Annotated in this window: 18 protein-coding genes; 10 read left to right on the forward strand and 8 right to left on the reverse strand. The window is 46.7% G+C overall.

Annotated elements, in window-relative coordinates; genetic code table 11:
* Positions 1–49: 49 nt before the first annotated feature.
* Positions 50–1,051, reverse strand: coding sequence for a taurine ABC transporter substrate-binding protein (locus tag KO512_RS06525; RefSeq protein ID WP_215951523.1), 1,002 nt, complete (start codon positions 1,049–1,051; stop codon positions 50–52).
* A gap of 355 nt (positions 1,052–1,406) precedes the next feature.
* Here KO512_RS06525 and KO512_RS06530 point away from each other — a divergent pair, with 355 nt between their 5' ends.
* From KO512_RS06530 to KO512_RS06550, 5 genes are all read left to right on the forward strand, one after another.
* Positions 1,407–2,156 (forward strand): electron transfer flavoprotein subunit beta/FixA family protein, encoded by a 750-nt coding sequence (locus KO512_RS06530; protein WP_215951524.1) that lies wholly within the window; start codon positions 1,407–1,409, stop codon positions 2,154–2,156.
* Between the two features lies 1 nt (position 2,157).
* Complete coding sequence (locus tag KO512_RS06535; RefSeq protein WP_215951525.1) at positions 2,158–3,114, forward strand: electron transfer flavoprotein subunit alpha/FixB family protein; 957 nt, start codon at positions 2,158–2,160, stop codon at positions 3,112–3,114.
* 71 nt (positions 3,115–3,185) lie between these two features.
* Positions 3,186–4,040, forward strand: coding sequence for a formyltetrahydrofolate deformylase (gene purU / locus KO512_RS06540; protein ID WP_215951526.1), 855 nt, complete (start codon positions 3,186–3,188; stop codon positions 4,038–4,040).
* A gap of 52 nt (positions 4,041–4,092) precedes the next feature.
* Complete coding sequence (locus tag KO512_RS06545; protein ID WP_215951527.1) at positions 4,093–6,558, forward strand: GcvT family protein; 2,466 nt, start codon at positions 4,093–4,095, stop codon at positions 6,556–6,558.
* Between the two features lie 161 nt (positions 6,559–6,719).
* Complete coding sequence (locus tag KO512_RS06550; protein WP_215951528.1) at positions 6,720–7,589, forward strand: tetrahydrofolate dehydrogenase/cyclohydrolase catalytic domain-containing protein; 870 nt, start codon at positions 6,720–6,722, stop codon at positions 7,587–7,589.
* Positions 7,590–7,735: 146 nt separating this feature from the next.
* On the opposite strand, the gene KO512_RS06555 is transcribed toward KO512_RS06550, so the two are convergent.
* The 4 genes from KO512_RS06555 to KO512_RS06570 all read right to left on the reverse strand — a co-directional run bounded on the left by KO512_RS06555 (position 7,736) and on the right by KO512_RS06570 (position 10,413).
* The gene (locus KO512_RS06555; protein WP_215951529.1) at positions 7,736–8,326 is read right to left on the reverse strand and encodes a helix-turn-helix domain-containing protein; all 591 of its coding nucleotides are present in this window, start codon (positions 8,324–8,326) and stop codon (positions 7,736–7,738) included.
* Positions 8,327–8,822: 496 nt separating this feature from the next.
* The gene (locus KO512_RS06560; RefSeq protein WP_215951530.1) at positions 8,823–9,440 is read right to left on the reverse strand and encodes an OmpA family protein; all 618 of its coding nucleotides are present in this window, start codon (positions 9,438–9,440) and stop codon (positions 8,823–8,825) included.
* A gap of 105 nt (positions 9,441–9,545) precedes the next feature.
* Positions 9,546–9,845: a YciI family protein gene (locus KO512_RS06565; protein ID WP_215951531.1), complete on the reverse strand. Its 300-nt coding sequence runs from the start codon at positions 9,843–9,845 to the stop codon at positions 9,546–9,548.
* A gap of 10 nt (positions 9,846–9,855) precedes the next feature.
* Positions 9,856–10,413: a septation protein A gene (locus tag KO512_RS06570; RefSeq protein WP_215951532.1), complete on the reverse strand. Its 558-nt coding sequence runs from the start codon at positions 10,411–10,413 to the stop codon at positions 9,856–9,858.
* A 39-nt stretch (positions 10,414–10,452) separates the two neighbouring features.
* On the opposite strand from KO512_RS06570, the gene KO512_RS06575 reads away from it, so the two are divergent.
* From KO512_RS06575 to rluB, 4 genes are all read left to right on the forward strand, one after another.
* Positions 10,453–11,328 carry a PHP domain-containing protein gene (locus KO512_RS06575; RefSeq protein WP_215951533.1) on the forward strand — a complete coding sequence of 292 codons (876 nt, stop codon included), beginning with the start codon at positions 10,453–10,455 and terminating at the stop codon, positions 11,326–11,328.
* Between the two features lie 50 nt (positions 11,329–11,378).
* A complete protein-coding gene (locus tag KO512_RS06580; protein WP_215951534.1) occupies positions 11,379–11,999 on the forward strand; it encodes an L-threonylcarbamoyladenylate synthase in 621 nt (206 codons plus the stop codon).
* Positions 12,000–12,089: 90 nt separating this feature from the next.
* The gene (locus KO512_RS06585) at positions 12,090–12,476 is read left to right on the forward strand and encodes an H-NS histone family protein (protein ID WP_215951535.1); all 387 of its coding nucleotides are present in this window, start codon (positions 12,090–12,092) and stop codon (positions 12,474–12,476) included.
* A gap of 130 nt (positions 12,477–12,606) precedes the next feature.
* Positions 12,607–13,452: a 23S rRNA pseudouridine(2605) synthase RluB gene (gene rluB, locus KO512_RS06590; RefSeq protein ID WP_215951536.1), complete on the forward strand. Its 846-nt coding sequence runs from the start codon at positions 12,607–12,609 to the stop codon at positions 13,450–13,452.
* Positions 13,453–13,518: 66 nt separating this feature from the next.
* On the opposite strand, the gene KO512_RS06595 is transcribed toward rluB, so the two are convergent.
* The 3 genes from KO512_RS06595 to ubiG are packed head-to-tail and all read right to left on the reverse strand — an operon-like array spanning position 13,519 to position 15,690.
* Entirely contained in the window at positions 13,519–14,259 is a 741-nt protein-coding gene (locus KO512_RS06595) for a YciK family oxidoreductase (protein ID WP_215951537.1), read from the reverse strand.
* 21 nt (positions 14,260–14,280) lie between these two features.
* Positions 14,281–14,961 carry an HAD-IA family hydrolase gene (locus tag KO512_RS06600; RefSeq protein WP_215951538.1) on the reverse strand — a complete coding sequence of 227 codons (681 nt, stop codon included), beginning with the start codon at positions 14,959–14,961 and terminating at the stop codon, positions 14,281–14,283.
* A gap of 3 nt (positions 14,962–14,964) precedes the next feature.
* On the reverse strand, positions 14,965–15,690 hold the full coding sequence (ubiG, locus tag KO512_RS06605; RefSeq protein WP_215951539.1) for a bifunctional 2-polyprenyl-6-hydroxyphenol methylase/3-demethylubiquinol 3-O-methyltransferase UbiG: 726 nt from the start codon (positions 15,688–15,690) through the stop codon (positions 14,965–14,967).
* Positions 15,691–15,933: 243 nt separating this feature from the next.
* Between ubiG and gyrA the strand changes: the two genes are divergently transcribed.
* Entirely contained in the window at positions 15,934–18,588 is a 2,655-nt protein-coding gene (gene gyrA, locus KO512_RS06610; RefSeq protein WP_215951540.1) for a DNA gyrase subunit A, read from the forward strand.
* Positions 18,589–18,657 lie beyond the last annotated feature (69 nt).

The raw sequence follows: 18,657 nt of genomic DNA on the forward strand, positions 1-18,657 counted from the left end.
GGGCAACAGATATCTGCTGCCCTTATTTAGCTTTTTATGACCGATCTGCTTACTTTACTTGTTCAAAAAAGCGGCTATCAATGGTGGCGCTATAGTCGGGTAGTGCTTTAGGGATTTGATTGTGCAAGACAAAGAAATCAGCGACTTCTTTGGTGAACTGTTGCACTGCCCCGCCCAGCCATTGTTCAGATAACTGCTGCTCTTTTAAGGGGAAATCAAAGAGTGCTAGAAGTTGTTTGGCGTCATCGACTTCAAGACCTGAAGCTTTAGCAATAAGTGGCTGATATTTCTTTGGATCATGCGCATAAGCACTATTTGAATCGTTCGTTACTTGAAGAAATTGAGTGATTAGTTCTGGGTTGTTTTTGGCAAACTTATTGTTGGTAGAAATAACGTCGAATACCCGAATGCCTAATGCTTCCTGTTCGGCGGCAGTCATAAGCACTGAGCCGTAGTTTTTCATGCGCCGCAGTGCGCCACCCCAGCCGCACGCCATGGCGATATCACCACGAGCGATCGCCGCAGCACTATCGGCCGGTGCCATATCGAGTAAGCGAACCTTGGTGCTATCAACATTCAAGTGGCTCATGATACGTAGCATTTTGTAGTGTGCGACAGTACCGAAAGGCACGGCAACTTTTTTGCCTTCAAGCTCTTTCGCATTAGCCTGGGTGATACCGGAGTGAGTACTGACAACGCAGTTATCGTTTTCAGCATAAGACACGGCAATCCCTACCATCGTGATTGGCAACCCTTGCGATACGGCGACGGTGAAAGGAACGAGTCCTTGTGAGTAAGCCATATCGACATCACCGGAGGCCATCGCGGCTGACATAGCGGTGCCGGAGTCGAATGCACGCCATTCCATATTGACGCCCATGGCTTGGTCGTAGGTTTTTTCGATCTGCGCAATCTGGTTAGCGGTTGGCCATTCTAGGAAGTAACCAACGGTTACGGTCTCTGGCTTATCTGCCGCAAGCACAGATCCTGCTATCAGGACAGAAGCGCTTAAAGTCATTGTTTTTAATGTGTTAGAGACGATCGCTTTCATAATTACCTCGATATTATCGCTAGTGCGAATGTGTAATTTGATGGTTCGATTCACCTTGAGTGGATCGGCTGTGAGTATCATTAAATTAAATGAACTTCATTCGATACTGCCCCAGACGTTGTGGATGGACAATTGAGGAAAATTTCCATGTTGTTACTTTTCCTAACAATAAACTAAGGACACCATCAGGAAATTTGAGTGGATAGGTTGCTCTGATTTATCTGCGTGCTAGGAAATGAATATTTTTTTATTTGCATTGTTGACATGAATATAAAAACATATATAAATACCTATATGAAAATATTAACTATAATTTCATTTCATATTTTTAAGCCACTTCCTAGCTGAGGTCACAATGAAAGTACTGGTCGCGATAAAGCGCGTTGTCGATGCCAACGTAAAAATACGAGTTAAGCCTGATAATTCCGATGTTGATTTAGCTAACGTGAAAATGGCGATCAATCCGTTTTGCGAAATTGCTGTTGAAGAAGCGGTTCGTTTAAAGGAAAAGGGTATTGCGAGTGAAGTTTTAGTGGTCAGCGTTGGGGATGATCGTTGCCAAGAGCAGCTGAGAACAGCGCTGGCGCTAGGTGCTGATCGGGCCGTACAGGTTAAAACTGATTTTGCAGTTGAGCCGTTAGGCGTCGCCAAGTTGTTGAACGCTATTGTGGCAAAGGAAGAGTGCGGCCTCGTTGTATTGGGTAAGCAGTCTATCGATAGTGACAATAATCAAACAGGACAGATGCTCGCTGCTATCGGCAATATGCCACAAGGCACATTTGCTTCTGACATTGAGCTCAAAGATGGTGAATTACGGGTAACACGTGAAGTCGATGGTGGATTGCAAAAGGTCGCGTTGACTTTGCCGGCGGTCATTACTACTGATTTACGTTTGAACGAGCCCCGTTTTGCTTCTCTGCCGAACATTATGAAAGCGAAGCGTAAGCCTTTAGAGGTGATATCCCCAGAAGAACTGAACGTTGATGTGACGCCTCGTCTCACCACCCTCAGTGTGGTTAGCCCATCGGAGCGACAAGCCGGTGTTATTGTCAGCAGTGTTGCTGAGTTAGTTGAAAAGCTGAAAACAGAAGCGGGAGTACTTTAAGATGACAGCCTCTATTTTAGTGATTGCCGATCACAATAATGAACAATTGAACGCCGCTACACTGAATACCTTGCAAGCGGCGGTTGAGCTGAAAGCAAAAACAGGATCTTTGATTACTGTTCTAGTGGCTGGTGGCCAATGTGAAGGGGTCGCTCAGCAGGCGGCTGAGGTATCCGCTGTCGATCAAGTTGTACTGATTGAGGATGATACGCTTAGCAGCCAATTAGCAGAAAGTGTTGCCCCTGCGGTGATTGCGCTGACTAATGAAGCGACGTATAGCCATATTCTTTGTGCCGCCACGACCTTTGGTAAAGACCTGTTGCCACGGGTGGCGGCGTTGTTAGATGTTTCTCAGGTATCTGAAATTATCGAAGTCGTTGATGCCGACACTTTTGTGCGTCCGATTTATGCTGGTAATGCTTTGGCAACGATTAAGAGCAGTGATGCGATTAAAGTGCTGACCGTACGTGGTACGGCATTCGATGCCGTTGCTGCCACGGGCGGAACAGCCGAACTGAACCGTTTCATCGTAACCCATAGCAATGAGCTGTCGCGCTTTGTGAGTGAAGAGAAAACGGTGTCTGAACGTCCTGAATTAACCTCCGCTGCGATTATTATCTCTGGCGGTCGAGGCATGCAAAGTGGTGATAACTTCCCGATGTTAGAGAAAGTGGCCGATAAACTCGGTGCTGCGGTGGGTGCATCCCGTGCTGCTGTTGACGCAGGTTTCGTCTCAAATGATATGCAAGTAGGTCAGACCGGTAAAATTGTTGCGCCTGATCTTTATTTTGCGGTGGGTATTTCCGGTGCGATTCAGCACTTGGCCGGTATGAAAGATTCTAAAGTGATTGTCGCCATTAACAAAGATGTTGACGCGCCTATCTTCGGCGTCGCGGATTATGGTTTGGTAGCGGATTTGTTTGAGGCAGTGCCTGAACTTGAACAATCACTGAGCTAATTGGTTTTATCAATTATACGGTGTGGCAGCGTTAGAGGTTTAAAGTGCTGCTGCATTTAAGGATAAATAGCATGAATCGTACATATCGTTTAATTCTCGATTGCCCTGATCAAGTTGGTATTGTTACTCGCGTCGGCGAAATGATTACTCGGCATGGTGGTTGGATATCCGAGGCGGCTCACCATTCCGATGTCGAAAGCCAACGGTTTTTCTCACGCTTTGAAGTTCAAGCAGATTCCCTGCCATTTGGTATCGAGACACTGCGTGAAAAGTTTGCGCCGATGATCGAAGAGTGTCAGATGAACTTTAATCTCGTCGACAGTAGTCAGCCGAAGAAAGTGATAGTGATGGCGAGTAAAGGGAGTCATTGCTTATCAGATCTACTCGATCGATGGAGAAGTAACGACCTGGACTGCGAAATCAGTTGCGTTATTTCTAACCATACCGATATGCAAGGCTTGGTCGAGTGGTATGGCATACCCTATCACCATGTTGTGATTGATAAAGACAATAAAGCACCAGGCTTTGCACAGGTGGAAAGTTTAGTCGATCAATATCAGGCAGACTGCATCGTGCTTGCACGTTATATGCAGATTCTACCTCAGGTGTTATGTGAGAAATATCGTCATAAAGTGATCAATATCCATCACAGTTTTTTACCCTCTTTTATCGGTGCCAAGCCTTACCATCAAGCTTCCCGTCGTGGCGTTAAGCTGATCGGTGCCACCTGTCACTATGTGACGGAGCAGTTGGATGAAGGCCCTATTATTGACCAGGACGTAGTGCGTGTTACCCACAGTGACAAGGTAGATGATCTGGTGCGATTGGGTAAAGATGTTGAGAAAACAGTGCTCGCGCGCGGTTTACGGCATCACTTAGAGGATCGTATTTTAGTACACGGCAATAAGACAGTTGTTTTCAGCTAAATAATTGACCAGCTTAACCTGAGCCAATGTCGCCGGGTTTTGGAGAAACATAATGACTAAGGAACAATCATCCATTCAACTACCGAAGTCTGCTCAGGTAGTTATTGTTGGCGGTGGTATTATTGGCTGCAGCGTGGCCTACCATCTCACTAAACTTGGGTTTACTGATGTCGTGCTATTAGAGCGCCGTCAACTGACCTGTGGAACAACATGGCATGCGGCAGGGTTAGTGCCAACACTTCGGGCTACCTATAACATGTCGATGCTGGCAAATTATAGTGCGACTTTGTATGACCAGCTGGAAGCTGAAACTGGGCAAGGTACAGGCTTTGTACGTAACGGTTCACTGACGATAGCGACTAACCGTGAGCGTTTAGCTGAGTTGAAACGCGGCGCTTCGATGGCGAAGGTTGCCGGTTTCCCTTGCGATGTTATTTCGCCAGAACAGGCGAAAGAGCTTTGGCCGTTGATGAATGTCGATGATGTGCTGGGTGCTATCCACCTGCCGATGGATGGCATGACTAATCCGGTCGACGTTACGCAGGCGTTGGCTAAAGGTGCTCGTATGGGTGGGGCCAAAATCATCGAAGGCGTTAAAGTGCTGGATATGAAAATACGCGATGGTAAAGCGGCAGGCGTGATTACCGAACAGGGTGATATCGATGCCGAATACGTTGTTAACTGTTCCGGCATGTGGGCTCGGGAGTTTGGTCGTAAAGCGGGTGTGAATGTGCCTTTGCATGCGGCGGAGCATTTTTATGTCGTCACCGAAAATATGCCAGATCTCACCCGTGGTTTACCGACGATGCGTGATATGGATGGCTATTGTTACTACAAAGAAGATGCCGGCAAGATATTGGTTGGGATGTTTGAGCCGAATGCCAAGCCTTGGGGTATGAAAGGCATACCAGAAGACTTTTTCTTTGATCAGATCCCGGACGATTTAGAACATCTGGAGCCCTATCTAGAAGCGGCGATGCATCGCTTACCGATTTTGGAACGCACCGGCTTGCAGGTGTTTTTTAATGGACCAGAATCCTTTACGCCGGATGATCGTTACCATTTGGGTGAGGCGCCTGAGTTGCGTAACTATTTTGTTGCCGCTGGGTTTAACTCGGTAGGCATTCAATCCGCAGGTGGTGCTGGTAAGATGCTCGCCGAATGGATTCATAACGGCCATGCACCACAGGATCTATGGGATGTGGATATTCGCCGCAACCTACCCTTCCAAGGTACGCAAAAGTATCTAGAAGAGCGGACCACTGAATCGCTAGGTTTGTTATATGAAACACACTTTCCCTTTAAACAGTTTAAAACGGCTCGGGGCGTGCGTCGTTCAGTCCTGCATGAGCAATTAAAAGCACAGGGGGCTGTATTTGGGGTCGAAAGTGGTTGGGAACGGGCTAACTGGTTTGCAAATGAAGGACAAACTGCAGAGTATGAACTCTCTTTTGGGCGGCAAAACTGGTTTGACAATAACCGCGCAGAACATGAAGCCGTACGGACATCGGTTGGCGTGATTGATCAGAGTTCGTTTTCTAAATATCAGATAGAAGGGCCCGACGCAGAAGCCTTCCTGAACCGAATTTGCAGCAACAATGTATCGGTGAGAGTGGGTAAGATGGTGTATACCCAATGGCTCAATGAGCGTGGCGGTATTGAAGCGGATGTCACCGTGACACGGTTAGCACAGGATCGTTACTTAGTGGTATCCGGTGCTGCTTGCCAAACCCGTGATATGGATTGGCTGCGCCGCAATAAACCTGATAATGCGTTGGTCGTCTTCATCGATGTCACATCGGCCTATGCGGTGGTAACCGTGATGGGACCAAAATCCCGTGACACCTTGAGTAAACTGACTAACGCCGATATGTCTCACGAAGGCTTTCCGTTCGGTAGTTCCCAAGAAATTGAGTTGGGTTACGCGATCGTTCGTGCATCGCGTATCACCTATGTGGGTGAGTTGGGTTGGGAGTTATATATCCCCGCCGAATATGCTCCGAGCGTATATGAGTTGCTGATGGAAGCAGGTGAAGAGTTTGCGATTAAGCCTTATGGTTATCACACCATGAATTCATTGCGAATGGAAAAATGCTATCGCCATTGGGGGCATGACATTACTGATGAGGATACTGCTTTAGAGGCGGGTCTAGGGTTTGCCTCTGACTTTGAAAAAGAAGGCGGCTTTATTGGTAAAGAAGCACTGCTAGCACAGAAAGCGGCAGGCCCTTTGAAGAAGCGTTTTGTGGCGTTTTTATTCGAGAACCCCGAGCCTCTGTGTTATCACGAAGAGCCTATTTACGCGAACGGTAAGATTGTTGGCCGTACCACTGCCGGCATGTTTGGTCATACCGTCGGGGCAACCGTGGCGATGGGGTATGTTGTCAATGAGGAAGGTGTGACGAAGGAGTGGTTGGATAATACTGATTTCGAGATAGAGGTTGAGTGTGAGCGTTATGCGGTAAAACCATCGTTACGTTCCTTTTATGACCCCGCCATGGAAAAAATTAAATGTTAATAGCGCGACTATGACATCTAAACAATAGAACGTACCATACAGCCTATCGATGAGTGTCGCAGAGAGTCGTTAATGACGGCCAGAGACATATACTCAAATAAGCTGTGTGGTAGTTTTAATTTAGATTTTAGTAAGCGAAGAATAATGAAGAGGTTTGATGGATGTCTGCATTGATTTTAGACGGCAAGGCTCTGGCTAAAAGCCGTGAGCAGCAATTACACGCCGCTGTTAAAAAGTTTCAGGATGAAGGTGGCCTACAGCCAGTATTGGCAACTATTTTGGTGGGTGATGATCCTTCGTCCGCGACCTATGTGCAGATGAAAGTTAATGCTTGTGCTCGAGTCGGTATGGGCTCTCGCTTTATTAGTTTGCCAGCCTCGACGACGACAGACGAGTTACTTGAAAAGATTGACCAGCTAAATAACGATGCAGAGGTTTGCGGAATCCTGCTGCAACATCCGGTGCCTGAACAGATTGATGAGCGCGCCTGCTTTGATGCTATCGCTATCGAGAAAGATGTTGATGGGGTAACCACTCAAGGCTTCGGTTTGATGGCGATGGGAGAGCCTGCTTTTGGCTCGGCAACCCCTGCCGGTATCATGACCTTGTTGAAGCATTACGATATAGCGCTTTCTGGCAAGCATGCGGTCGTGTTAGGTCGTAGTCCTATTTTAGGCAAGCCAATGGCGGCGATGTTGTTAAATGCCAATGCAACCGTCACTATTTGCCATTCAAGAACAGAAAATCTAGCAGCGCTGGTGGCGCAAGCCGATATCGTTGTCGGTGCCGTGGGCCAACCCGAGTTGATAAAAGCAGAATGGATTAAAGATGGCGCCGTGGTGGTCGATGCCGGTTATCATGCTGGTGGTGTGGGTGATATCGAAAAGACGGGGTTGCAAGCAAGAGTTGCCGCGCTAACCCCTGTACCTGGTGGTGTCGGGCCGATGACAATTAATGCCCTGATCAGCCATACCTTAGAATCAGCACAACGGTTAGAACTGTCGTCAGCACAGCACAGTGTTATCGAATAATAACGCTAAACATAAGCTGCACAAAAGAAGATTCAAACGACTGAATCTTCTTTATCTGATAGATGTTTATCATAGAGGATGAAGCAGACGTTGTGATGCTTCGTTCTTTTTACCCTCTTTTACCTCTTTTGTATGGTGGCGACGATTTAGTAGCCGCCGATAATTGTCCAAACTACTACGGTTTCTTCTGTTTCTGACGCATTGCCAACACGGTAATTTTCATCGCCGTACAGAGTAAAACTATCGCCCGCATTGAGTATAAAGTGGTTATTCTCAATCCATAAGGAGAGGGTGCCGGATTGTACCACCCCACCTTCTTCGCCTTTCATCTTACGGGGCTCACGATTTTTGATGCCTGGGGCAAAGGTGGTAAGAATCATTTTTAATTGCCCCGACAGTTGTGGGGATAGTAATTCTTCTCGGATGCCGCTTTCGGATAAATTTAAACTGCGGCGAGAGTCTTTGCGGACAATATGATTAAGCTCATCCAGTGGAACTTCTCTATCTGAATGGAAGAACCAGCTGATTTGCACTCCTAGCACATCACTGATGGCTTGCAGTACTGGAATAGGTAGCGATGACACGCCCCGTTCAACTTGACTAACATAGCCAACTGATCGCTGAATACGTTCTGCCATATCAATTAGCGTAATGTTCTTTGCTTTACGCAAATCTCGGATTTGACGGCCAATGCGCAGGTTTTCTTGATCCGCGGCTTCCTTTCTATTTTTACTCATATATCCAAATCACATGCTTTATTTTCACGCTGAATTCAATTATGAATTTTAATAAAAAAATTTCATGAATACACGGTTTTAAATCAATTATGATAAATAACAGATGAATTAATGATAATTACGAATCTATTTCGTGTTTTGTTATATGAAGCATGAACCGCAGGCAAAATGATGTGATGCTTTTATGAGTAGAGTTGCGGTTACTTTTTTAAGAAAAATGTCAGCGTCGATAGAGGAGAGGCAGAGGGGAGTTGAATTCGCGAGTGACTTAATAAAAGTGACTCTGGAGAAGAGCTATCGGCAAGGCGTATTGCTAAGTGCCTATTAACGGAGTTTTTTCCAATCAGTTAGTAGCACGTAAAAATATTTATGACGATTGTCTTGTGTGAGTCATTTGCAAAAAAAAACCGACTAACAGTCATATTTCAATGACCGTTAGCCGGTTTATATTAGAGGTAACGGCTATTAAAAGTCGTTACGCTCTTGAGTCCAGTGATTACTGCTGTACTTTAATTTGCTTTTGACCGTCGATATTAACTTCTACGCGACGGTTTTCTGCTAGGCAAGACTTACGTGATGAACCTGCATCAGTACAATCTTTAACTGGGTTTGCTTCACCGAAAGAGTAAGTAACTACTTTTGCAGTATCGATACCGGCAGCAGCAAGAGCTGCGTCAACCGCTTCAACACGACGCTGAGACAGCGCATCGTTGTAAGCGTTAGAACCGATTGAGTCAGTGTAACCTTTCAGCTCAATGCTGTTCAGTTTAGCCAGAGAGCCAACATAGTTAACGATAGCGCTAACGTCTGTTACTTTGCTGCTGTCAAAGTCGAAGTAAACAATATGGCTTTCTTCAACATCGATCATTTTCATGACCATTTTAGGTGCTGGTGCAGGAGCTGGAGCAGGTGCTGGAGCAGCGGCTTCAGCGCCACACTCAACGGTTTTGTCTTCTTCTGTCCAGTAACCGTGCTGCCAGCATTCGCCGTAGCTGGTTTTCCAGACGGTGTCATTGCTGCTAGTTGCATAACCAGCGTTAGTTGGGTGAGCATTGGCAACAGCGGAAATGCCCATTGTTAGAGCTAAAGCGGCTGTAAGAGCTAGTTTCTTCATCGTAAACATCCTTATGTTTTAATTTTGATCTATTTATACCAGTTCAACCTGAACCTAAGTTAAACAGAGTGTTCTGATATAGGTATTTAAACCTAAAAATCGCTTTTATGGTAAAACTTTTTTATATGGTTTTACTATTACTTGTTGGTAGACACCTGCATCTATATAGGGATCTTCATCTGCCCAAGCCTGAGCTTGCTCAAGTGAGGCAAATTCTGCAATCACTAGACTGCCGGTAAAACCTGCTGGACCGGGGTCTTCGCTATCGATGGCTGGGTGAGGGCCTGCCACTAGTAACCGACCTTGGTCGCGTAGAGCTTCGAGCCGAGCCAGATGCTCTGACCGCACTGCCAGACGTTTTTCCAGTGAGTCTGGTTTATCTTCGCTGATAATAGCGTAAAACATTCTACAATCCTTAGTTATCGCTTTGGTTGCTATTGCTCTCAGGGGTCATATGCTTTGATATGTAAAAGCCCTGAAGCAAAATAAAGACCATTGTTAGGCCGAGCATACCAAACAACTTGAAATTAACCCATGTCTCTTCGCTCATAGTGTAGGCGACATAGAGATTAATTGCCCCAAGAATCACATAAAAAATGATCCAGGCAATGTTTAATTGTTTCCAAGCGTATTTGGGCATCTCGATAGCCCCGTTCATCAGTCGTTGAATAATGGTTTTTTCGCCAATAAACTGGCTGCCCAAGAAGGCCGCTGCGAACAACCAGGTGACGACGGTGGGTTTCCATTGAATGAAGGTTTTATCTTGAAATAGCACGGTTGCGCCGCCCAATACCACTACTAATGCCAGTGTGACCAGTTGAATTGTCTCGATTTTATGGGTTTTAAACCACGTATAAAGCATCTGTAACAGAGTGGCCGGAATCAAAATAGCGGTGGCTAGAATAATATCATCGGTGCTTTTGTAGACAATAAAGAAGATAATGACCGGTAGAAAATCTAAAAGTAGTTTCATAACAACATTTTTTTGTTTAGGAAGTAGGGTGATTATAGAGTGAGCGAGTTAAGTTATAAACCCGAAAGCGGTGAGGAATTGCCTTTCAGTGATCTTCATTGCCATTCTTGCTACTCCGATGGTGAATTACCTCCTGCTGAACTGCTGCAAGGTGCCCTCGAGCGAGGTGTTGCTGTCTTCGCCATTACGGACCACGATACTGTTGCAGGTATTGCTGAGCTGCGAGCGGCAGCGGTGGATATTGATGTCAAAGTATTGGCCGGTATTGAGCTGACCTGTGAATGGGGTCGTAATATGGTGCATATTGTTGGGCTTGGTTTTGATGAGCATCATCCCGCATTGGGCGACTATCTAGAAAAAGTGGATCGGTTACGTTTGCAGCGCGCCGGACTGATTAATGAAAAGCTGATGAAACGGAATATTCCTGATTTATTACCTAGAGTTCTAGAGTTGTCAGGGGCTGGACAGGTTGGTCGACCTCATTTTGCTCAGGCGATGGTTGAAGCGGGTGTCGTGAAAAATGAAGTGCAGGCGTTTAACCGCTATTTAGGCGCGGGTAAAGTTGGTGATGTTAAGGCGGAGTGGCCAACCATGGAGGAAAGCATCGATATTATCCATCAAGCGGGAGGTCTCGCTGTTTTGGCGCATCCAACAAAGTATAAAATGACCTTTACCAAAGTGAGGATACTAACGGGTGGGTTTTGCGAGCAAGGTGGTGATGCCATTGAAATAAGTTACCCAGGTATTGAGCCAGGTCATTTATTGCAGCTTGATAAACTCGCCTCAAAATTTAATATAATGGTTTCTGCAGGAAGTGATTTCCATAAAAAGCAGTTCCATTGGACTGATATTGGTAAATATCCGCGCTACAGCAGTCAGAATCAGCATGTGCTTTCTAAACTGCTTCAGCATTAACTCGGTTTTTAGTAGAATAGATTAAATAACCTTATAGAGAAGATTTTCTTGTGAGCCAGCTTTTTCAGATCCACCCTGATAACCCTCAGCAACGTCTAATTAGTCAAGCAGTTGATATCATTAATAAAGGTGGTGTTATTGTGTACCCTACCGATAGCGCTTATGCACTGGGCTGCCGCCTTGGTGATAAAGGGGCGGTGGAGAAAATAAAGCGAATTCGTAAACTGGACGATAAGCACAACTTTACCTTGGTGTGTCGCGATCTATCTGAGATCGGTACCTATGCGAAAGTGGATAATTCAATTTACCGTCTGCTTAAAGCGATGACGCCAGGTGCTTATACTTTTATTCTTAATGCAACTACCGAAGTGCCGCGACGATTATTACATCCCAAAAGACGCACGATCGGTCTGCGGATTCCGCAAAATAATATAGCGTTGCAATTAATGGAAACATTAGGCGAGCCGATTATGAGTACTTCGCTTATTATGCCCGGTGAAGAGCTTCCTTTGATTGATCCTTATGAAATACGAGATCTGTTGCAGCATGAAGTCGATTTGGTAATTGATGGCGGCTATTGTGGTATGGAAGCCACCTCTGTTATTAACTTAGTGGATGATGTGCCTGTTATTATTCGGCGGGGTGCCGGTGACGTATCAGATTTTGAATAAATATAATTAATAAGTTTTTTATTGAAAAAACACATGACATAATCAATAATCCATCTGTATTGAAACTTTTTTATTCATTGGTGATTAATAATGACCGACTTTGTAAAACTTCTTACCCGCAAAAATTCACTGCGTAAACAGTGCCACGAACTTTCAAGTGCGGATATTGAAAAGGCAATTGCCGATCTGACAGAGATTCTGGAAGAAAAGCAGGCGTATGAAGAAGAGCAGCAGGCTGTTGAACGCGAGCGTACTGAAAAAATCGAAGCGATTAAGCTGAGTATGCAAGAAGCTGGCATTGGTCTGGATGATTTGATGACACTGGTTGATGCCCCTGTTAAGAAAAAAGTCGCGCCTAAGTATCAGGTGACAGATGAAAACGGTGAAGTACATCAGTGGTCTGGTCGTGGGCGTACTCCAGCGGCATTCCAAGCAGCGTTTGCTCAGGGTAAGACTAAGGAAGATTGCTTAATTTAATAAGCACTTTCAGTTATTATTAAAAAGCTCTTCGGCGCAGCGTCGAAGGGCTTTTTGTTTGTTTGAAGGTTAACGGCTGTAGCATTAATCTTTTGGCGTTAAAAATTAAATTAATTAAGGGGATGCGTCGGTGATAGACGAAAAACTTCAGAAAGTTTTGGCGCGTTCCGGATTAGGTTCACGTCGTGAGATGGAACGTTGGATTGAAGCTGGCCGTATTAGTGTGAATGGTCAGGTTGCAACGCTCGGCGACAGAATCTCGATTCGGGATGAGGTAGAGGTTGACGGCGAAGCTAAGAAAATGGTGTTCGACCGAGATAGTGAACGTCGAGTGCTTATTTACAATAAACCGTTAGGTGAGGTCGCTACTCGGCATGACCCAGAAGGGCGTTCAACGGTTTTTGATCATCTGCCGCCTCTAAAGCAGGGGCGTTGGATTGCGGTAGGTCGTTTGGATATCAATACTTCCGGTTTATTGTTATTTACGACTGATGGCGATTTAGCGAATAATTTGATGCACCCATCAGCCAATATTGACCGTGAATATGCAGTGCGTATTCTGGGTAATGTTGATGAAGCAATGATTGCGACCCTTAAAAAAGGTGTGTTGCTAGAGGATGGGATGGCGCGTTTCACCGATGTGCAATTCTTTAATGGTGAGGGTGCGAATAAGTGGTACCACGTTTGTATCATGGAAGGCCGGAATCGTGAAGTGCGACGCCTCTGGGAATCTCAAGAGGTTCAGGTTAGCCGACTGAAACGTGTTCGTTATGGGCCGTTCTTTCTTCCTAGTGAAGTCAAAGCTGGCCATTGGAAGGAGTTGACTCAGAAAGAGATCAATATGCTTTCCAGTATGATGGATATGAAGCAAAAGCGTAATAAGCCGTTATCTGTTAAAGAACAAGAAGTGGCTGAGCGACGGACTAAGCGACAGAAGACTCGTCGATCGGTAGGGCCAAAACGCTCTGATCGTTAAATAAAAAAACGCAGCTAAGTGAAGTGATCTCATAAGGCTGCGTTTTTTGTCCAATTTTAAAGTGTGCTACTGTGCATTCATCGATTGCCCAGTAACGGTACGACTATCACGGCCCATCAGGTAGAGATACAGTGGCATGATCTCTTCTGGAGTAGGGTTGTTTTCCGGATTCTCGGCTGGATAGGCGTTCACTCTCATATTAGTGCGGGTGGCACCTGGGTTGATCGAATTAACGCGAATATTTTGATTATGTTCCAGTTCATCGGCCAAAACCTGCATTAGACCTTCAGTAGCAAATTTAGACACCGCATAAGCCCCCCAGAATGCCTTTCCTTTTCTGCCGACACCTGAAGAGGTAAAGATAATAGATGCGTCTTCTGAATCATTTGTCAGGGACAGTAATGCCTGAGTCAGCATAAAGGCGCTGTTGACGTTCACCTGCATCACCTGTTGCCACACGATTGGATCGTAGCTTTCTATCGGCGTCCGTATGCCAAGTAGGCTGGCGTTATGCAAAATGCCATCGATTCTGCCAAACTCCTCTTCTAGCATCGCTGCCAAACGGTCGAAATCGGTCTCTCCAGCAGTTTCTAGATTCAATGGAATAATGGCTGCCTGTGGATAACCCGCTGCCTCTATTTCATCGTAGACGGCATTAAGTTTCTCTTCGGTACGGCCGAGTAAAATGACCGTTGCACCGTGAGCGGCATAGCTAAGGGCGGCCGCACGTCCGATACCGTCTCCTGCGCCGGTCACTAGAATGATTTTGCCTTGGAGTAAATTGTCCGGTGCCTGATAGTCGTACATGGCTGCTCCTGTGTTTGATCGCTAGCGATCGCAATAAAGGGTTTCTAAAATAGGGCGGATGTCACTAGCGTGATCAACCCGGAAATGGCTGTTCCAGCTATTTATATCTTCACCTTCATCAAGGTAGCCATAGCTGGCGGCGATGGTGTGCATGCCTGCTCGTCGTCCTGCTTCAATATCCCGAGCATGATCGCCAATATAAACGCTACGTTCTGGAGAGCAACCTAGTTCTTTGCAGGCTAAAAATAGCGCTTCTGGGTGGGGCTTTTTATCTCGTACGTGGTCTGGGCAGATCACGGTGCCGGGGGGCGGTTGTAAATTAAGGCCTTCCATGAGCGGTGTGGTATAGCACTCGGGTTTATTGGTGACGATGCCCCAAGGAACCCGTTGCTCGCCGAGCCAGCTGAGTAGCGAGGGAATGCCCGGAAAGGGTTTGGTATCGATACCGAGGTGTTGCAGATAAAGTTCCAGCATTCGCGGATGAAGCTGGTCATAGCGTTCATCTTGTTCCGCTAATTGAAAAGCTGCACCTACCATTGCTCGAGCACCATTGGAGACATAGTGCCGGAGAAATTCATAACTGATCGGCGGTCGTTGATGCTCTGTTAATAGCTGATTGATGACGGCATAAAAATCCGGTGCGGTATCAATCAGTGTGCCATCAAGGTCGAATAAAACCGCTTCAGGTAGTGCTGTGTTCATCACTTAGCCGGGTTTCCGAGTGGCGACCATATAGTTTACATCGACGTCTCTGTCGTTGAGTTTGTAGCTTTTGCTGAGCGGGTTATAAGTCAGGCCGGTGATCTTCTCGCTGTTTAGACCGCTTTGGCGAATCCAGCTAGCAAGCTCGGAAGGGCGGATAAACTTATTAAAATCGTGGGTACCTTTGGGCACCAGCTTTAACAGGTATTCAGCACCGACGATCGCCATCATATAACTTTTCGGGTTGCGATTTAGGGTCGAGAAAATAACATAGCCGCCGGGTTTTACCAGTCGACTACAGGCGTCCACGATAGAGGATGGGTCTGGTACATGTTCCATCATCTCCATGCAGGTGACTATGTCGTAACTTTCTGGTTGCTCGGTAGCCAGTTCTTCGACAGTCACTTGGCGGTACGTAACACTAACGCCGCTTTCAAGGCCGTGTAGCTTAGCCACTTTAAGAGGTGCTTCGCCCATATCAATGCCGGTGACTTCGGCGCCACGGTGGGCCATCGCTTCGGATAAAATGCCGCCACCGCAACCAACATCAAGCACTTTTTTACCACTCAGGGATGCTATCCGATCGATAAAGTCGACCCGTAGCGGGTTGATGTCGTGGAGTGGTTTAAATTCGCTGTCACGATCCCACCACCGGCTGGCCAGTTCTTCGAATTTTGCAATTTCCTGGGGGTCGATATTTGCGCCCGCGTTGTTCTGGGTGTGTGTCATATTCTGCGCCAAAAGCTCATGTCAGGTCATAATTCTGCGACATTCTAGCACCGCTGCAAGGGCGAATACAGGATGGCCGGTAAGGAACTGCTCTGAAGCGCAACTTAGCTCTCCAAGACCTTAATTTTGCGAGAGTATTGGTATTTCTTTATGGTATACTCGAGGGCTTAGGGTTTACCGCTTTCACGGTGGGTTTAACCACTTAATTCTCAGCAGTCAGATTCAAGGATAGCCAGAGCTATTATGGGTGATTTAGCCAGAGAGATTCTGCCAGTTAACATCGAAGATGAACTGAAGCAGTCATATCTGGATTACGCGATGAGCGTAATCGTGGGGCGTGCGTTACCAGACGTACGAGATGGACTTAAGCCTGTACACCGTCGGGTGTTGTTCGCCATGAGCGAGCTTAACAACGACTGGAACAAAGCATATAAGAAATCTGCCCGTGTGGTAGGTGACGTCATCGGTAAATATCACCCGCATGGTGATAGTGCTGTTTATGACACCATTGTACGGATGGCTCAGCCGTTCTCGATGCGTTATATGCTGGTTGATGGTCAGGGTAACTTCGGTTCGGTCGATGGCGATTCAGCCGCGGCGATGCGTTATACCGAAATTCGGATGGCGAAAATTTCGCACGAATTGCTTGCCGATCTAGACAAAGAAACCGTTGATTTTGTGCCGAACTATGATGGCACAGAGCAGATTCCAGAAGTGTTGCCGACTAAAGTGCCAACGCTGCTGGTGAATGGTTCTGCCGGTATCGCTGTTGGTATGGCGACCAATATTCCGCCTCACAACCTCGGTGAGATTGTTCGTGGTTGTATCGCACTGATCGATAATCCCGAGCTGGGTATCGATGGGTTGATGGAATATATCCCTGCCCCTGACTTCCCAACCGGCGCTATTATTAATGGTCGGGCCGGTATTCTTCAAGCCTATCAAACCGGTCGTGGACGCATCTATCTGCGCGCCAAATATCATATTGAAACCAATGATAAGAACGGTAAAGAATCGATTATCTTCACCGAGATCCCTTATCAGGTGAATAAAGCTCGATTGATCGAAAAGATTGCCGAGCTGGTTAAAGAGAAAAAACTCGAAGGTATCACCGAACTGCGTGACGAGTCCGATAAGGATGGTATGCGTATTGTTATCGAACTGCGTAAAGGTGAAGTGTCTGAAGTGGTGGTGAATAACCTCTTTATTCAGACCCAGCTGCAAAACGTGTTTGGTATCAACATGGTGGCACTGGTCGATGGGCAGCCTCGTACCCTCGATCTTAAGACCATTCTCGAATGCTTTATCCGTCACCGCCGTGAAGTGGTTACCCGTCGTACGGTTTACTTGCTGCGTAAGGCGCGTGAGCGGGGCCATATTCTGGAAGGTTTGGCGATTGCCTTGGCTAACATCGATGCTGTTATCGAGATGATTAAGAGCTCGCCGAGCCCTGCTGAAGCGAAAGAGCGTTTGATTGAGACCGAGTGGCAGCCCGGTGATGTGACGGTGATGCTGGAACGTGCTGGTGAAAATGCCTGCCGTCCAGAAGATCTTGAAGCACAGTACGGCATGCATGACGGTGTATATCACCTGTCTCCTGCCCAGGCGCAAGCGATTCTTGAGTTACGTCTGCACCGTTTAACCGGTCTGGAACATGACAAGCTGATCGCTGAATACCGTGAATTGCTCGATCGTATCGCCGAATTGTTAGCGATTCTGAATAGCTCTGAGCGTTTGATGGAAGTGATCCGTGAAGAGTTAGAGCTGATCGTCGAAGAGTTTGGTGATGAACGTCGCACCGATATCATCGCGTCGCAGCAAGACTTTACCGTGGCTGATCTGATTGCCGAAGAAGATATGGTGGTGACTATATCTCATGGCGGTTATGCTAAAACCCAGCCGCTGACGATGTATCAGTCCCAGCGTCGTGGTGGTAAAGGTAAGTCGGCAACAGCGGTTAAAGATGAAGACTTTATCGAGAAACTGCTGATCGCCAGCACCCACGATACTATTTTGTGCTTTACCAACTTAGGTAAAGTGTATTGGCTTAAAGTGTATGAGATTCCGCAAGCCAGTCGTGCAGCGCGTGGCCGTCCGATCATTAATATTCTACCGTTGCAGGAAGGTGAGCGTATCACCACCATTCTGCCGGTAAATGAATATGCGGATGAGCATTATGTCTTTATGGCGACCGCCGATGGTACGGTGAAGAAAACACCGCTGGTTAACTTCTCCCGTCCTCGTTCTACCGGATTGATTGCGTTGGCATTGGATGAGGGTGATACCTTGATCGGTGCAGCGATTACCGATGGCACTGCCGAAGTGATGCTGGTGTCTAGCCAGGGTAAATCGATTCGGTTTGCCGAAGATGATGTACGACCTATGGGGCGTACCGCTCGTGGTGTCCGTGGTATTAAACTAGCGCAAGATGCGAAGGTTATCTCGCTGATTATCCCACAAGAGCATGGCCGCATTCTGACTACCAGTATTAATGGTTATGGTAAGCAGACCGCGGTTGAAGACTTTCCGACCTATGGTCGTGGTGGTCAGGGCGTTATCGCCATGCAGTGCACCGACCGTAACGGTGAGTTGATCGGTGCAGTGCAGATGTTTGAAGGCGATGATGTGATGCTGATCAGTGATCAGGGCACATTGGTACGTACTCGCAGCGATGAGATCTCTGTCTTAGGTCGTAACACTCAGGGGGTCCGAGTGATACGGGTGGCTGAGGATGAAAACCTTGTCGGTGTGGCTCGTATAGAAGAGCCGGAAGAAACGGACGATGAGCTAATTGACACTGAGGTCGTTGAGGGTGATGTCGAGGTTGTGGATGACGCACCGGATAACCCTGAAACACCAGAGAGTCCTGAGGCTCCGCTTGATGATGATCAAGCATAATCATTGAGGCTAAAAAATGTGCGGCACTGGCCGCACATTTTTGTCTTGGTGAGCGGTTATTAAAGGCGC

Origin of the sequence: Amphritea atlantica (assembly GCF_018860855.1) — a bacterium.
GTDB classification, from domain to species: domain Bacteria; phylum Pseudomonadota; class Gammaproteobacteria; order Pseudomonadales; family Balneatricaceae; genus Amphritea; species Amphritea atlantica_A.

Excerpts from the sequence above, each read along its gene's own strand:
- KO512_RS06535 (WP_215951525.1), top strand. The coding sequence starts at position 2,158 with ATGACAGCCTCTATTTTAGTGATTGCCGATCACAATAATGAACAATTG.
- KO512_RS06555 (WP_215951529.1), bottom strand. The coding sequence starts at position 8,326 with ATGAGTAAAAATAGAAAGGAAGCCGCGGATCAAGAAAACCTGCGCATT.
- KO512_RS06560 (WP_215951530.1), bottom strand. The coding sequence starts at position 9,440 with ATGAAGAAACTAGCTCTTACAGCCGCTTTAGCTCTAACAATGGGCATT.
- KO512_RS06550 (WP_215951528.1), top strand. The coding sequence starts at position 6,720 with ATGTCTGCATTGATTTTAGACGGCAAGGCTCTGGCTAAAAGCCGTGAG.
- ubiG (WP_215951539.1), bottom strand. The coding sequence starts at position 15,690 with ATGACACACACCCAGAACAACGCGGGCGCAAATATCGACCCCCAGGAA.
- KO512_RS06585 (WP_215951535.1), top strand. The coding sequence starts at position 12,090 with ATGACCGACTTTGTAAAACTTCTTACCCGCAAAAATTCACTGCGTAAA.
- KO512_RS06545 (WP_215951527.1), top strand. The coding sequence starts at position 4,093 with ATGACTAAGGAACAATCATCCATTCAACTACCGAAGTCTGCTCAGGTA.
- purU (WP_215951526.1), top strand. The coding sequence starts at position 3,186 with ATGAATCGTACATATCGTTTAATTCTCGATTGCCCTGATCAAGTTGGT.
- KO512_RS06525 (WP_215951523.1), bottom strand. The coding sequence starts at position 1,051 with ATGAAAGCGATCGTCTCTAACACATTAAAAACAATGACTTTAAGCGCT.
- gyrA (WP_215951540.1), top strand. The coding sequence starts at position 15,934 with ATGGGTGATTTAGCCAGAGAGATTCTGCCAGTTAACATCGAAGATGAA.
- KO512_RS06600 (WP_215951538.1), bottom strand. The coding sequence starts at position 14,961 with ATGAACACAGCACTACCTGAAGCGGTTTTATTCGACCTTGATGGCACA.
- KO512_RS06570 (WP_215951532.1), bottom strand. The coding sequence starts at position 10,413 with ATGAAACTACTTTTAGATTTTCTACCGGTCATTATCTTCTTTATTGTC.
- KO512_RS06530 (WP_215951524.1), top strand. The coding sequence starts at position 1,407 with ATGAAAGTACTGGTCGCGATAAAGCGCGTTGTCGATGCCAACGTAAAA.
- KO512_RS06595 (WP_215951537.1), bottom strand. The coding sequence starts at position 14,259 with ATGTACGACTATCAGGCACCGGACAATTTACTCCAAGGCAAAATCATT.
- KO512_RS06565 (WP_215951531.1), bottom strand. The coding sequence starts at position 9,845 with ATGTTTTACGCTATTATCAGCGAAGATAAACCAGACTCACTGGAAAAA.